Below are 13,700 nucleotides of genomic sequence, written 5' to 3' on the forward strand. Positions count from 1 at the left end.
TGCCACGCAGTGAACACCGTCCCTGTTGGGGTGACCGGGGTGGCGCTCCACCTTGCTCGCGAAGACGGCACTTCAGCCGCTGAACATTGATTGGCCATACAGCCGCTTTCTCGACAGAGGTACATAACCAACCCTGCCGCGACGACCGATCAGTTGCCGGCAGGTCCGCCTGAAGTGCAGGCGGGAGGAACGAGTGCAAGCGGCGTCATTGCGCCCAAACCCACCCTGGCGCAGACTCCCGCGCACTTTCAAGGAGCGCTGCCCATGACGACTGCCCAACCCGATTTCACCACCCGCCTGCTGATTGATGCCGGCATTGGCCCAGGGATGCGAGTGCTGGACGTGGGCTGCGGAGTGGGGGACGTGGCGTTTCTGTTGAGCGGCCTGGTCGGTGCGCAGGGCGAGGTTGTCGGGATCGATCACGATGGCGCGGCGCTTGCGACGGCGCGCGGCAGGGTAGGCGACGGGCAGCTGGCGGCGCCCACGTTCGTGCAGAGCGGGCTGCTCGATGTGCCGGCGTCGCTGGGGACGTTTGACGCGGTTGTCGGCCGCCGCGTGCTCATGTATCAGCCCGACACCGTGGCCGCTGCGACGGCGTTGGCCCGATTGCTACGCCCCGGCGGCATCATGGTGTTCCAGGAGCATGACACCACGATGGTCCCGGCCAGCCTCGACGGTTTTGCTCTGCATCGCCAGGCCCAGGGCTGGTTGCGCGACATGATCGCCCGCGAAGGCGCCGACCTGCACATCGGCTTCCACCTTCACGGCATCCTGAGCAAGGCCGGTCTGGCCGTGGAAAACGTGCGCGCCGAATGCATCGTGCAGACCCCCGACAACCCCTATGCCCTGGCTTACATCGTGCGCGCCTGCTTGCCGAGAATCATCACGCTGGGCGTGGCGACGGCTGAAGAGGTCGACATCGACACCCTGCAGCAGCGGCTCGATGAAGAGCGCACTCAGTCAGCCGGGATCTACATCGGTGACGTTATATTCGGTGCCTGGGCGCGCAAGCCCGCTGAGTAAGGCGGGCTCCACAGCCCCCGATACTTGAGTACGCTATTTCAACGCGTCCCTGGTCAGAAAGCGCTCGGCATGATCTGCCGGGGGCAATCGACACGCATCGTAGCGACCGAAAATCCTGTAGCGGTTCAGCGCGATCCTGTCGTACAGCCAGTCGCGGATCACTTTTGGAAAGACCCGCCCCAGCAGCAGCCAGTGCCAGCGTGCCGGCAGGTGGGCGATGATCCTGAACATGGCATCCGAGCGAACGTAGAAGCGGTCGTCCTCCACCAACACGATGGTATTGAACGCGTCCTGCGGCAGGCCCGCCCATTTCAGCAACGCCTGACCTTCGGGCGATTGCACGGCCGACAGCGTCAGGCGACGTTCTTTGTCCTGCTGGATGATGAATGTCGCCCAGCCGTTGCACAGCTTGCAGGTGCCGTCGAACAACACGACGGCGCGGCCTGCTGCCAACCTGCCGGGCTGCGATTTCACAGTCTCCATATGACCACCCCCTTTGAGTACGCGTAATGATCGCTTGAGGGTGCGATGCCCGCCATCCGTTTAAGTTCTGAATTGCATCACCAGGCCGTTCAGGCCCACTGCCAGTTGTGACAACTCACTGCTGGCTGCCGAGGTCTGATGGGCGCCCGCGGACGTCTGCAGGGACAGGTCCCGAATGCTGGTCAGGTTGCGGTCAACTTCGCGCGCGACCTGAGCTTGCTCCTCGGTGGCGGTGGCGATGCTGACGTTGCGTTCGTTGATCAACACGATGGCCGCCTGAATGTCTGCCAATGCGCGCCCGGCAGCGCCGGCCACGTCCAGGCTGACCCGTGCGCGTTCGCTGCTCTGGCCCATGGCGTTCACCGCCTTTTGCGTGCCGCCCTGGATCGAGGCAATCATTTTTTCGATTTCGGCGGTGGACTGTTGCGTGCGATGCGCCAGCGCGCGCACTTCGTCGGCCACCACGGCAAACCCGCGTCCTGCCTCACCTGCGCGGGCGGCCTCGATGGCGGCGTTGAGCGCCAGCAAGTTGGTCTGGTCGGCGATGCCGCGAATGACGTCGAGCACGCCACTGATGTTCTGCACCTGCCCGGCAAGGCCGTTGATCTCGACTGCCGTGCTGCCCACCGATTGGTGCAGCTCGTTGATGGCCGAAATGGTTTCGTTGACGCGCAGGCGGCCGTGCTCGGCCGAGTCGCTGGAGTCGCGGGCAGCCGTTGAAGCCAGAGAAGCATTGTGCGCAACTTCCTCCACCGCCGCGCTCATCTGATTGATAGCGGTGGCGGCTTGGTTGATCTCGTCGTTCTGGCGCTGAACCCCGCGCAGTGATTCTTCGGTCACTGCCGTCATTTCTTCCGAAGTCGAGGCCAGTTGATTGGACGAGTGGCCCAGCTCCGAGAGCGTGCGGCGCAGGTTCTGCTGCATGACCGACAGCGCTTGCAACAGACGCCCCGGCTCATCGGAGCCGTCGACGACAATGGTTTTGCTCAGGTCGTTGCCGGCGATGTCCTGGGCCACTGCGAGGGCTTTGGCAATCGGCGCGACCAGGCTGCGGGTGAACAGCGCCGCCAGGGCAAAGGTGGCAACCAGTGCCAGCACGATTGCGCCAATAATCACGGTGCGCGCCTGGACGTAGCTGTCATCGGCGGCCACATCCGACGCCTGCATTTTTTCGTTGGCCATCTGCGCAATGGTAGCGATGTCCTTGGCCAGGGTGTCGGCGGCGCGGGTTTGCTCGCCGGCAGGTTCGGTCAGCGCAGCGACAACGTCGTCGCGCTTTTGCGCCACGGCATCCAGGAAGCGCGCATGCACGCCCAGATAGGTCTGCATGTCCCGTTCCATCTGCTGGTAGGCATTCAGGCCGCGTTCGGAAATCAATAATGGTCGCAGTTGTTGAACGTCCTTTTCGAGCTGCGCGCGTCCTTGGGTAACGCGCGCGCGGGCGGCGTCGGTGCTGGCTGCGCTTTGTGCCGCCCGCAGGCTGGAGTTGCCCAGACGGATGTTCAGCAGATCGGCTTTGATGTCAGCGATGGTGAGAAGGGTAGGCAGCACGTTGTCCTGCAGTGCGTCCCGGGCGTCCTTGAGTTTCGACGATTGCAGCAGCGAAAACAGTCCGACGGCGGCGATCAGCAGGGCGAAAAAGCCAAAGCAGATCAAAGAGCGGGGGGCGATATTGAGGCGTCTGAGGGTCATGTCGGGGCTGTCCATAAGTGAGGAAATCACCGGGATATCGACATGAAACGGTTCAGCTTGATGACACTCCGTCCTCTTTTTGGGGCTAATGCAGTATTTGGGTCGCGGCCAACGTGCGTCAGCTGCGGTTGCCGCCCAGACAAGGGCGGCGACCGCAGCGCTTTTTAAAGCTGTGGCGCGCCGGCTGCCACCATGGCACGCCATGCCTGGACGCTGGGGCGTTCATTCATCCGCGCATGCCACTCCAGCAGAGCGGTGCACTCCGCTGGCACGGCGAGTTCGACCAGCGAGGCGAAGATCATGCCGCCAAACACCGCGATGTCGGCCATGGAAAACGCTTCCCCGGCCACGAACGGTTGAGTCTTGAGGACGCTGTCGAAGTGGTGCATGCCGCGCACCGCCTTATCGCGCATGCGGTCGCCCCATTCGGCGTTCTGGTACAGCTCGACCTCAGGGCCCAGGCCCGGCGTGCCGTGGTGGAAGTACACGCTGACCGCATCGAGAAATTCGATTTCCGCGCGTTTGGTCATCATGTGAATACGGCCTTTTTCCACCGGCGTCGCGCCGGTCAGGTCCGGGCTGCCGACCAGGGAGTCGAGGTACTGGGTGATGGCCGTGCATTCGGCAATCAACGTGCCGTCGGCCAGCGCCAGCACGGGCAGCGTCCCGGAATAATTGATCGCAAGGAACTCCGGCTTCTTGTGCTCTCCCTTCCAGAGATTCACCGGCACGAACTCGATACGGTCCAGTAAGTTTTTCTCCGCCAGGGCGATGCGGACGCGAGCGGGGTAGGGACCGTTGAACCAGTCGTAGATGGTCATCATCGGGATCTGCGCGACGTCGGATTGGGAAGTGGGAGTGCTCATCAGTTTGTCTGCCTGTCAGTTGGTAGGTGAGCTGATAATCATCTTCTCAATGGGCGTTGTCAAGCCCTACCTGTCAATTGGCAGGTAATAGATGTTTGGTGTACGATGCCCGGCATTCAGCCATCCAAAGAGGAATACACCGTGAGCGTGAACGCGCGCGAAGCCATCCTTGCCGCCGCCAAGACCGCAGCGCAGTTGCACGGATACAGCGGCATCAATTTCCGAAGCATCGGTGAAACGGTGGGCATCAAGAATGCCAGTATTTACTACCACTTCCCGAGCAAGGCCGATCTGGGCGCTGCCGTTGCCGCGCGTTACTGGCAGGACACCGCCCGGGTGCTGGAGGACATGCGCGAGGCCGACCCCGACCCGCTTCGCTGCCTTGAACGCTACCCGTCGATATTTCGCAGTTCGCTGGAAAACGGTAACCGGTTATGCCTGTCCAGCTTCATGGCCGCCGAGCATGAAGACCTGCCGGACGAGATTCGCCGCGAGGTCAAAGCCTTCGCTGACGTCAATGTGCGCTGGCTCGCTGATGTGCTGATGGCCGCCGGACTCGGCGATGCCGAACGCTGCGAGCGTCGGGCGCTGTCGATCTACACCGCCATCGCAGGTGCGCAGTTGATCGCCCGTACGCGGTCCGACATCAGCCTGTTTGACGCGCTGATTCAGGACTATCGTGAATCGGGGCTGATACCGGCGGTTTGACGGCGATAGCGTCCGGGCGATTGCCCATGAACGCGGCGGAAGGCAGCGCCAAACGCGGCGTCGGATAAGTAACCCAACGCTGCGGCAACCGTCGCCACGCTGTCCACGCCGTTGAGCAAACGCGCCGCGGCGACCTGCATACGCCAGCGCGTCGCGTATTCCACCGGCGCCTGACCGACCACGCTTTTAAATAACGCTGCAAAACCGGATCGGGACAGGCACGCCAGGCTTGCCAGCTCAGCCAGGCTCCAGCTCTTCTCCGGCGCGCCGTGAATGGCGCGCAGCACTGGTGCGATGGATGGATGACGCAACCCGCCGAGCCATTTCAGATCAGCCGCATCGGCCGTCGTGATGTGGTGCCTGAGGGCATGTATGAATATCAGTCGCAGCAGGTCGTTGCACATCGCCTGACCGGCCATCAGGCCCGATTGCCATTCCCGGTCCAGCTCGTCCAGCAGCCAGCCGAACGAGCTGGCGGCGCCACTTTCGGCCCGGATGATCAACGCCGGTGGCAGCAGGTCGAGCAACTCCACGGCGCCGGGGCTAACCAGTGAGACGCTGCCGCCCAGCAACTCCACCTCATCACCAGCGCCGAAGCGCGCCGACTCATTGGCCGTCGAGAACACCGCCGCAGCGTCTACCGCCGCGATGTCCGGGCCGCTCGCCAGATGAAGGGCGTGCGGGAGACCACGAAGCAGTCACCGGTGCGCATCAGGCGGGCGGGGGTGTTCTCGATTCGCAGCCAGCATTCACCCCGACGCACGACGTTGAATTTCAGTTCGATAGGCCGGAATCGCAGCGCCCATTCCCCACCGGCGCGCAGGCGCACGGAGCAGGCCGCGCGCAGTCCGGCGAGGGCGAGTACGTCTGAAAGCGGGTCGGAAGGAGGGTTCTGGATAATCACGACAGAAATTCGGACTTATCTGGCTGGTTCGTCTGGTGAGCTTAGCCAACAATCCGCTCTCGCGAAACTCCGCCGAGAACTTCACCATGACCAGTACCACGACCTGCACGACGACCGCTCAATACCCCATCGCTACGTCCTTCAACGCCGCCAGCAGCGCCGCCGAGGTGATGGCGGGCATTGACCTGACTGGCCACTTGGTCATTGTCACGGGTGGCCATTCCGGCCTTGGTCTGATCACCACTCGACACATGGCCGCTGCAGGCGCTCGCGTCATTGTGGCCGCCAGAGACGCGGGTCGCGCCCGTACCGCTCTGGCAGGGATTCCCGGTCCGGGACACGTTGAGGTGCGTGAAATGGATTTGATCGACCCCGCTTCGGTGGAGGCGTTCAGCCGCAGCGTCGTCGAGGACGGGCAGGCGGTCGCGCTGTTGGTCAACTGCGCCGGGGTCATGGCTTCGCCGTTGATGCGCGACATCGACGGGCACGAAGGCCAGTTTGCGACCAATCACCTGGGGCACTATCGCCTCACCTGCGGAATCTGGCCGGCGCTGGCGGCCGCAGGCAACGCGCGGGTGATCTCGGTGTCGTCGCGAGGCCATCAGATCGCCGGAATCGACTTCGAGGACATCGATTTTCAGCGTTGCCCCTATGACAAGTGGGTGGCCTATGGGCAATCGAAAACCGCCAATGCGTTATTTGCCCTCGCGCTCGACGGCCGCGGCCGCAAGCATGGCGTGCGCGGGTTTTCGTTGCATCCGGGACAGATTCTCACGGACCTCAGCCGACACCTCAGCCCCGATGAGATCGCTGCGTTCGGCGTGCTGGACGAGCAGGGCAATCAACGGCTGGACCCGGCGGCGGGCCTGAAAACCCCAGAGCAGGGTGCGGCCACGGTTCTGTGGTGTGCGACCAGCCGAGCACTGGACGGCAAAGGCGGCGTGTATTGCGAGGACTGCAACATCGCCGGCCCCAACGACCCGCGTACAGGTCGGGCCGGCGTGGCAAGCCGGGCCGTTGACCCACAACTTGCCGAACGCCTGTGGACGCTGTCCGAGCAGTGGACCGGCCTGACCGTTACGGCTTAATGGCCTGCCGCCGGCTCATGCAAGTCCACCGGGCCGATTACTGCGCCTGAACCTGAACCAGACCGCCCGTTTGTTCCGGCTTGCCGGACACGATCACCAGGTAGCGGCGCTGCTCGGCCGCTTCGCTTTGCACGATCTGACGGATCGGCCCGATGGCGTTGACAATTGCCGAACCGGCCGGGTTGGTCATGAAGCCGGCCAACGGTTGCAACGTGCCACTGCCATCGGCTTTGTCGGCCAGCGCCAGGGTGTAGGGCTGCTTGGGGTCGAGACCGGTGACGGCGGCTTGCAGCACTTGGGTCAGGCCCTGATTGAACAGGCTGACACTGGTCGGCGCCTGGTCGGCGGTCTTGCCCACCGCGTTGAGCGTCAAGTGCACCGCCTGACCGGCCACACCCAGCGGTTTGAGGTTATCGGTGCCGGGGCCTTTCTCGACCGCGTTAGGCACGTAGGCAATCGCCTGTGGTGCCTGGCCGATCGGAATGGTGGCAATGACCTTGTTGCTCAGCGTGTCGATCACCGCGAACGCATCGGCGTTTTCCAGGCCGACGTAAATCCGGGTGCCGTCGCCCGAAGGCCATACGCCATGGGGGAGGTTGCCAACGGCGATCGTAGCCACCTTCTCAAAGGTGTCGGTGCGGTAGACCTGCACCTCATTGAGCCCGCCCACGGTGATGTAAGCGAACGAGCCGTTGGCGTTGTTGACCAGGTTGACGTGGTTGGCAATCGGGCCGATGTCCAGGGTCTTGAGCAGCTTGAACGGCGGCGTCGCTTCGAAGACCTGAGCTTTGCCCACGTCCTTGAGGGTGAACCAGACCTGCTTGCCGTCCGCCGACGCCGCGATGTTGGGGCAGAACGGGCTGGCCTGTTGCACATGGCCGACGATTTTGTGATCGGCGACGGACACCACCACGGTTTCCGGATTGAACGACGAACACACGTAACCGTATTTACCATCCGGCGAGAAGATCTGCATGCCGGGACCGGCCGGCGTCTTGATGCGGGTTTTTTCCACGTAGGTTTTCGCGTCGATCACCGACACGTAATCCTCACCGCGCACGGTCACCCAGACCTCTTTGCCGTTGGGCGTGAAAAACGCCTCGTGAGGCGCACGCCCCACGTACGTCTTGTGCTTCACGGTGTTGGTTTCGGTGTCGATGAACGACACCGAGTTGGTGCCGATCGACACCGCCGCCAGGGTTTTGTGGTCCGGCGAAAAGCCCAGCCCGTGGACCAGCACTTCACCCTTGTACAGCGGGCTCAGGTTGCCGGGCTGCGGGTCACCAAGGCTGATGACGCCAAGCAGCTTGTTGTCGACCGGGTCGGTCACCGAGACCGTGTTGGAAAACTGCTCGGCGGCGTACACCCGGTCGGTATGGGACACCGGAATGTCCCTGGCCGAGGCCTTGCCGGGGATTTGCCCGGCGAAAGTCGACATCGAGGCGGTCAGCAGGGCGCTGGTCAGCAGCGCGAGTGGCAAGCGAGGGACATTCATCGGTTCGTTCCTTCCGGGGGTGGCGTCGGGTCAGCGATCAGGGGTTGGCAATTAAGGGGTTGGCAATCAAGGGGTAGGCAATCAAGGCTGGGTGACAGGTGGCCGGGTCGTCGATTGTGCGGGCGGTTGCGCAGGCGATTGGGCAGGCCCTTGGGTGGGCGCGGCGACAGAAGGGGGCAGCGGTTGCCCGACAGCCAGGGCCATGGCCGCGATTTCCTGCTGCTGGTCAACGATGATTTCCTGGGCGATGCGTTTGAGTTGTTCGTTGTGGCCGTACTTGAGGATGCTCAACGCCATGTCGATGGCACCCTGATGATGCGCAGTCATCATGGCGACGAAGTCGCGATCGACGTCGCCGCTGGGCTTGACGTCCATCCCGGCCATCATCTTGTCCATCGCAGCGTTGTTCTCGCTGATGAAAGGCGCCTCGGTGGCTACGGGATCGCCGGCATCGCCGTGCATATGGCCTTCGTGCGCCTGGGCGACAGACAGCCCTGCAAGGTGCAGGACCAGTCCGCCGATGATCATGCGGCGATGGAATTTCAACATGTGCGTTTCCTCCTGGCTGAAGCGTTCACAAGAAGGACGACGCTCGATGCGGATTTATTCCCCGGGCGTTTTCGATTCTCTCTTCTGCAGCGCAAGCGCTACGCACGGGCAGGCCATTATCGTGCGCCGTGCTGAACATCGATGGTGGCGCGCGGCTGGTGTGATCGCCTGCCCGGTGTATGCTTCGGCCCTCCCCATGGCCGGGCATTCTCCATGCTGCAGAAAAATCTCCTCCGTCGTCTTGATCTGATCACCCTGAAACTGTTCGTTGCAGTGTACGAGGAAGGCACGCTGACCCGCGCGGCCAGCCGGGAAGCCATTGCGGTGTCGGCGGCGAGCAAGCGCCTGATGGAGCTGGAGGAAGTGCTCGGCATCGGCCTGTTCGTGCGCAATGCCAAAGGCATGCGGCTGACCGCGGCGGGGGAGACGTTGTTGCACCATGCCCGGCGCATGCTTTCCGATCTGGAAAAGATGGGCCTGGAACTCGATGAGCACCTGCAGGGCATGCGCGGCTACGTGCGCATGCTGGCGAACCTGTCGGCGATCATTCAGTTTTTGCCCGAGGACCTTCACGATTTTGTCGCCAGCCATGCGCTGGTCAAGGTGGACCTCGAAGAGCGGCCGAGCAACGGCGTGGTGCAGGGATTGGTCGACGGCGTTGCCGACATCGGCATCTGTTCCGAAGACACCGACGTGCAGGGCCTGCTCAGCGCTCCTTACCGCCGCGACGAACTGGTGGTGGTGATGCGCCCCGATCATCCGCTGGCCGGCAGGACGCAGGTCGCGTTCGAAGACACCCTCGGCAGTGATTACATCGGCCTGCACGCCGCCAGCTCGATCAACATGCGCACCCAGAACGCTGCGCGTTCCCATGGTCGGCCGCTGCGGGTGCGCATCCATGTCCCGGGCTTCGATGCGATGTGCCGGATGGTCCAGGCGGACATGGGCATTGGCGTGTTGCCGCGCAGGGCGTTCGATCTGCTCGGCCCGTCGTTGGGCCTCAAGGCCGTGGGCTTGAGCGATGCGTGGGCGCGGCGCACGCTGATTCTGGTGGTGCGCGACACGGGCGCGCTGTCGCCGGTGAGCCAGTTACTGTTCGAGCACCTGCAGCGCCACGACGACTGAGCCTTCGCGTTTCGCGAACGGCTGTTGCCAACTGACGGTTGGATTTGCTCAAGATGCGCCTCTAGTCTGGGTTACAAATTCCAAGAAAGACTCGAGGTAACTCCATGACTGGCCCCCTTCAAGGCGTCCGCGTCATCGAAATCGGCACGCTGATCGCCGCACCCTTTGCAGCCCGCCTAATGGGCGAGTTCGGCGCCGAAGTGATCAAGATCGAATCGCTGGGGCAGGGCGACCCGCTTCGCAAATGGCGAAAGCTGCACGAAGGCACGTCGCTGTGGTGGTACCTGCAGTCACGCAACAAGAAATCCCTCTCGCTGAACCTCAAATCCGCCGAAGGCATCGACATCGTCAAGCGGCTGGCTGAAAGCGCGGACGTGCTGATCGAAAACCTGCGGCCCGGCGCGCTGGAAAAGCTCGGCCTGGGCTGGGAGGTGCTGCACGCGCTCAACCCCAAACTCACCCTGGTGCGCATCTCCGGCTACGGCCAGTCCGGCCCTTATCGCGACCGTCCCGGCTTCGGTGCCATTGGCGAGGCCATGGGCGGCATCCGCTACACCACCGGCACGCCGGGCTCGCCGCCTGCGCGAGTGGGCGTCAGCCTCGGCGATTCGCTGGCCTCGATGCACGCGGTGATGGGCGCGCTGATGTCGCTGCTGCGGGTCAAGACCGGCCAGGGCGACGGCCAGGTCGTCGATGTCTCGCTGGCCGAGAGCGTGTTCAACGTCATGGAGAGCCTGGTGCCGGAGTACGACATGCTCGGCCATGTGCGCGAGCGCAGCGGCGGCGCGTTGCCGGGCATTGCGCCGTCCAATACCTACCCGACGGCCGACGGCGCCTACGTGGTGATTGCCGGCAACAGCGATCCGATCTTCAAGCGCCTGATGCAGGCCATCGGCCGCGATGATCTGGGCGAAAACCCGGCGTTCGCCCACAACGATGGCCGCGCTGCGCAGAGCGACCTGCTCGATGCCGCGATCAGCGCCTGGTCCTCGGCGCGGCCCATCGATGAGGTGCTCAAGGCACTGGAGCAGGCAGAGGTGCCGGCGGGGCGTATCTATAACGTGGCGGACATCGTGGCCGATCCGCACTATCAGGCGCGCGGGATGATTCTCGACGCCGAGCTGCCGGGCGGGGCCTCGGTGAAGATGCCGGGCATCGTCCCGAAACTCTCCGACACGCCCGGCTCGGTCAACTGGCAGGGCCCCGCGCTGGGCCAACACACGGACAGCTTGCTCGGCGAGCTGGGCATGACGGCCGCCGACATTGCCCAGCTCAAAGCCAGCGGGGTGGTGCAATGATCACCGACTTTTCCCAGCGCCTGATCGTGCAGGAAGTCTCGCCGCGCGACGGCTTGCAGATCGAGCCGACCTGGGTGGAAACCGCCGACAAGATTGCCCTGATCAATCAGCTTTCTCTGGCCGGCTTCAGCCGTATCGAAGCCGGTTCTTTTGTTTCGCCCAAGGCCATCCCGGCGCTGCGTGACGGCGATGAGGTGTTCCGCGGCATTGCACGCCAGCCTGGCGTGACCTACGTCGCATTGATCCCCAATCTACGCGGCGCGCAGCGGGCCATCGAGGCCAGCGCCGATGAGCTGAACCTGGTGATGTCCGCCAGCCAGACGCACAACCTGGCGAACATGCGCATGCGCTGCGAGCAGTCGCTGGCCGCGTTCGCCGATGTGGCGGCGCTGGCTTCTGGCACGTCGCTGAGCCTGAACGGTTCCATTGCGACTACGTTCGGTTGCCCCTTCGAGGGCCGCATTGATGAGGACCGCGTGTTGCAGATCGTCGACGCTTATCTGGCGCTGGGCATGCACGGCGTGACACTGGCCGACACCACCGGCATGGCCAACCCGCGTCAGGTCTTTGCCCTGGTACAGCGCGTGTTGAGCCGGGTGCCGGCGTCGGCGCTGACGCTGCATTTTCACAACACGCGCGGGTTGGGCCTGAGCAACGTGCTGGCGGCGTATGAGGCCGGCGCGCGGCGCTTCGATGCGTCCCTCGGCGGGCTGGGTGGATGCCCGTTCGCGCCAGGCGCGTCGGGCAACATCTGCACGGAGGATTTGGTGAACCTGTGCGACGAGATGGGCATCGAGACCGGCATCGATCTGCCGCTGTTGCTCAATCTGTCGCGCGGCCTGCCTGCGCTGTTGGGTCACGAGATGCCGGGCCAGGTGGCCAAGGCCGGGCGCAATTGTGACCTGCACCCGGCGCCGGAAAACCTGCCCGGCTAAACCTGTGCCGCCCGGCCTGCGCCCCGAGATGACAGGCGAGGCGCGGCCGGCTTTAGCCACATCAAGGATTCACGCACTCGCGAGCACGCCGCCTGCGCGCTCGGCCAGACAACAAAAACAATAGGACGCCTACGGGAAGTCCCTCTGGAGTAACCGCAATGACCGTTTCTGTTCTGACCCCGGACAGCAGCCTCGCCGAGGTTGTAAACGCTGAAAAAGCACTGATCCGCAAGGTCGCGTGGCGCCTCATGCCGTTGATCATGGTCTGCTACCTGTTTGCGTTCTTCGATCGCATCAACATCAGTTTCGCCAAGTTTCAGCTGCAGACCGACTTGAGCCTGAGCGACACGGCGTATGGCCTGGGCGCCAGTCTGTTCGTCATCGGCTATGTGCTGTTTGAAGTGCCGAGCAACATCATGCTCTACCGGGTCGGGGCACGGCGCTGGATCGCCCGGATCATGATCTCCTGGGGCATAGCGACCGCGCTCATGGTGTTCGTCAACGCCGAATGGCAGTTCTACGTGCTGCGTTTCATCATCGGTGCCATGGAAGCCGGTTTCGCGCCGGGCGTGCTCTATTACCTGACGCTGTGGTTTCCGCAGACCTACCGTGGCCGGATCACGTCGATTCTGTTCCTGGCCTCGGCGTTTGCCGGGTTGCTCGGGGCACCGATCTCGGGCCTGGTGCTCGGGCACATGGACGGCGTAATGCACATGCGCGGCTGGCACTGGCTGTTCCTGCTCGGCGGCCTGCCGTGCATCGCGCTGGGTTTCGCCGTGCTCAAGCTGCTCAAGGATCGGGTCGCGGATGCGCATTGGCTCACCGATGCCGAGAAAGCCCATCTGTCCAGCCGCATTGCCCAGCATGAGCCGAACAAGCACGGCGGCTCGCTGTTAACGGCGCTGAAAATGCCCGGCTTTCTCATGCTCGGGCTCATCTACTTCCTCATCCAGGTGGCGTCCTACGGCTTGAATTTCTGGGCGCCGCAGCTGATCCGCAGCGCGGGCGTCGAGAGCCCTGTAGTCATCGGCCTGCTCACGGCGATTCCCTATATCTTCGGGGCCATCAGCATGATCGTCGTGGGACGCTTGTCAGACGCCAGCGGCGAGCGCCGCAAATTCGTCTGCGGGCTGGTGGTGCTGGGGGCCATCGGCTTCTTCAGCGCCGGCATATTCGCTCAGCACACCAGCTTGCTCATCGTCTCTCTGGCGATGCTGGGCGGCGGCATCGTCGCGTCGATCCCCGCGTTCTGGACACTGCCGCCCAAGCTCCTCGCCGGCGCAGGTGCCGGCGCTGCCGGTGGCATTGCGCTGATCAACACACTGGGGCAGTTTGGCGGCATCGTCAGCCCCGTGATGGTCGGCGCTATCAAAGACCTCACCGGCAGCACGACCCCGGCGCTGTACGTGATCGGGGTGAGCAGCCTGATCGCTGCGGCGCTGTTGATGTGGGCACTGCCGCAGAAATTGCGGACGCTGGACAAGAACGAGGGCTGAACGCAGCAGGCGGGCGCTGACATCGGTGCCGTGCCCGG

At 63.7% G+C, this 13,700-nt stretch carries 13 protein-coding genes and 1 pseudogene; 7 read left to right on the forward strand and 7 right to left on the reverse strand.

From position 1 onward, the window contains the following. The first annotated feature begins 264 nt into the window (after positions 1-264). On the forward strand, positions 265-1,023 hold the full coding sequence (locus LT42_RS02340; RefSeq protein WP_037009617.1) for a methyltransferase domain-containing protein: 759 nt from the start codon (positions 265-267) through the stop codon (positions 1,021-1,023). Positions 1,024-1,056: 33 nt separating this feature from the next. Here the strand turns inward: LT42_RS02340 and LT42_RS02345 are convergent, their stop codons facing one another. The 3 genes from LT42_RS02345 to LT42_RS02355 form a co-directional block, all read right to left on the reverse strand. Beyond that, positions 1,057-1,506 (reverse strand): thiol-disulfide oxidoreductase DCC family protein, encoded by a 450-nt coding sequence (locus tag LT42_RS02345; RefSeq protein WP_037009620.1) that lies wholly within the window; start codon positions 1,504-1,506, stop codon positions 1,057-1,059. A gap of 60 nt (positions 1,507-1,566) precedes the next feature. Continuing rightward, on the reverse strand, positions 1,567-3,198 hold the full coding sequence (locus LT42_RS02350) for a methyl-accepting chemotaxis protein (RefSeq protein WP_037009621.1): 1,632 nt from the start codon (positions 3,196-3,198) through the stop codon (positions 1,567-1,569). Between the two features lie 164 nt (positions 3,199-3,362). Next, positions 3,363-4,019 carry a glutathione S-transferase gene (locus tag LT42_RS02355; protein WP_208855898.1) on the reverse strand — a complete coding sequence of 219 codons (657 nt, stop codon included), beginning with the start codon at positions 4,017-4,019 and terminating at the stop codon, positions 3,363-3,365. 186 nt (positions 4,020-4,205) lie between these two features. Between LT42_RS02355 and LT42_RS02360 the strand changes: the two genes are divergently transcribed. Then, positions 4,206-4,772: a TetR/AcrR family transcriptional regulator gene (locus tag LT42_RS02360; RefSeq protein ID WP_037012800.1), complete on the forward strand. Its 567-nt coding sequence runs from the start codon at positions 4,206-4,208 to the stop codon at positions 4,770-4,772. Here the strand turns inward: LT42_RS02360 and LT42_RS26395 are convergent. Both LT42_RS26395 and LT42_RS26400 read right to left on the reverse strand, forming a co-directional pair. After that, positions 4,739-5,191, reverse strand: coding sequence for a helix-turn-helix transcriptional regulator (locus LT42_RS26395; protein ID WP_420806884.1), 453 nt, complete (start codon positions 5,189-5,191; stop codon positions 4,739-4,741). The genes LT42_RS02360 and LT42_RS26395 overlap by 34 nt on opposite strands. Continuing rightward, positions 5,183-5,676, reverse strand: a pseudogene (locus LT42_RS26400) (cupin domain-containing protein); the annotation flags it as partial. The gene LT42_RS26395 and the pseudogene LT42_RS26400, both read right to left, overlap by 9 nt. A gap of 86 nt (positions 5,677-5,762) precedes the next feature. Between LT42_RS26400 and LT42_RS02370 the strand changes: the two are divergent. Beyond that, positions 5,763-6,764, forward strand: a complete 1,002-nt coding sequence (locus tag LT42_RS02370) for an oxidoreductase (protein ID WP_037009626.1) — start codon at positions 5,763-5,765, stop codon at positions 6,762-6,764. A gap of 37 nt (positions 6,765-6,801) precedes the next feature. Here LT42_RS02370 and LT42_RS02375 read toward each other — a convergent pair whose 3' ends face one another. Together LT42_RS02375 and LT42_RS02380 are read right to left on the reverse strand one after the other, a co-directional pair. After that, positions 6,802-8,259 carry a YncE family protein gene (locus LT42_RS02375; RefSeq protein ID WP_037009628.1) on the reverse strand — a complete coding sequence of 486 codons (1,458 nt, stop codon included), beginning with the start codon at positions 8,257-8,259 and terminating at the stop codon, positions 6,802-6,804. 81 nt (positions 8,260-8,340) lie between these two features. Further along, positions 8,341-8,808 carry a DUF305 domain-containing protein gene (locus LT42_RS02380; protein WP_208855880.1) on the reverse strand — a complete coding sequence of 156 codons (468 nt, stop codon included), beginning with the start codon at positions 8,806-8,808 and terminating at the stop codon, positions 8,341-8,343. Between the two features lie 213 nt (positions 8,809-9,021). On the opposite strand from LT42_RS02380, the gene LT42_RS02385 reads away from it, so the two are divergent. The 4 genes from LT42_RS02385 to LT42_RS02400 all read left to right on the forward strand — a co-directional run bounded on the left by LT42_RS02385 (position 9,022) and on the right by LT42_RS02400 (position 13,662). After that, a complete protein-coding gene (locus tag LT42_RS02385) occupies positions 9,022-9,933 on the forward strand; it encodes a LysR family transcriptional regulator (RefSeq protein WP_037009631.1) in 912 nt (303 codons plus the stop codon). Between the two features lie 104 nt (positions 9,934-10,037). Then, entirely contained in the window at positions 10,038-11,231 is a 1,194-nt protein-coding gene (locus tag LT42_RS02390; RefSeq protein WP_037009633.1) for a CaiB/BaiF CoA transferase family protein, read from the forward strand. Then, positions 11,228-12,166 (forward strand): hydroxymethylglutaryl-CoA lyase, encoded by a 939-nt coding sequence (locus LT42_RS02395; protein ID WP_037009635.1) that lies wholly within the window; start codon positions 11,228-11,230, stop codon positions 12,164-12,166. The genes LT42_RS02390 and LT42_RS02395 overlap by 4 nt, the downstream gene beginning before the upstream one ends. Before the next feature lie 158 nt (positions 12,167-12,324). Beyond that, the gene (locus LT42_RS02400) at positions 12,325-13,662 is read left to right on the forward strand and encodes an MFS transporter (protein WP_037009636.1); all 1,338 of its coding nucleotides are present in this window, start codon (positions 12,325-12,327) and stop codon (positions 13,660-13,662) included. Positions 13,663-13,700 lie beyond the last annotated feature (38 nt).

Source organism: Pseudomonas lutea, assembly GCF_000759445.1.
GTDB classification, from domain to species: domain Bacteria; phylum Pseudomonadota; class Gammaproteobacteria; order Pseudomonadales; family Pseudomonadaceae; genus Aquipseudomonas; species Aquipseudomonas lutea.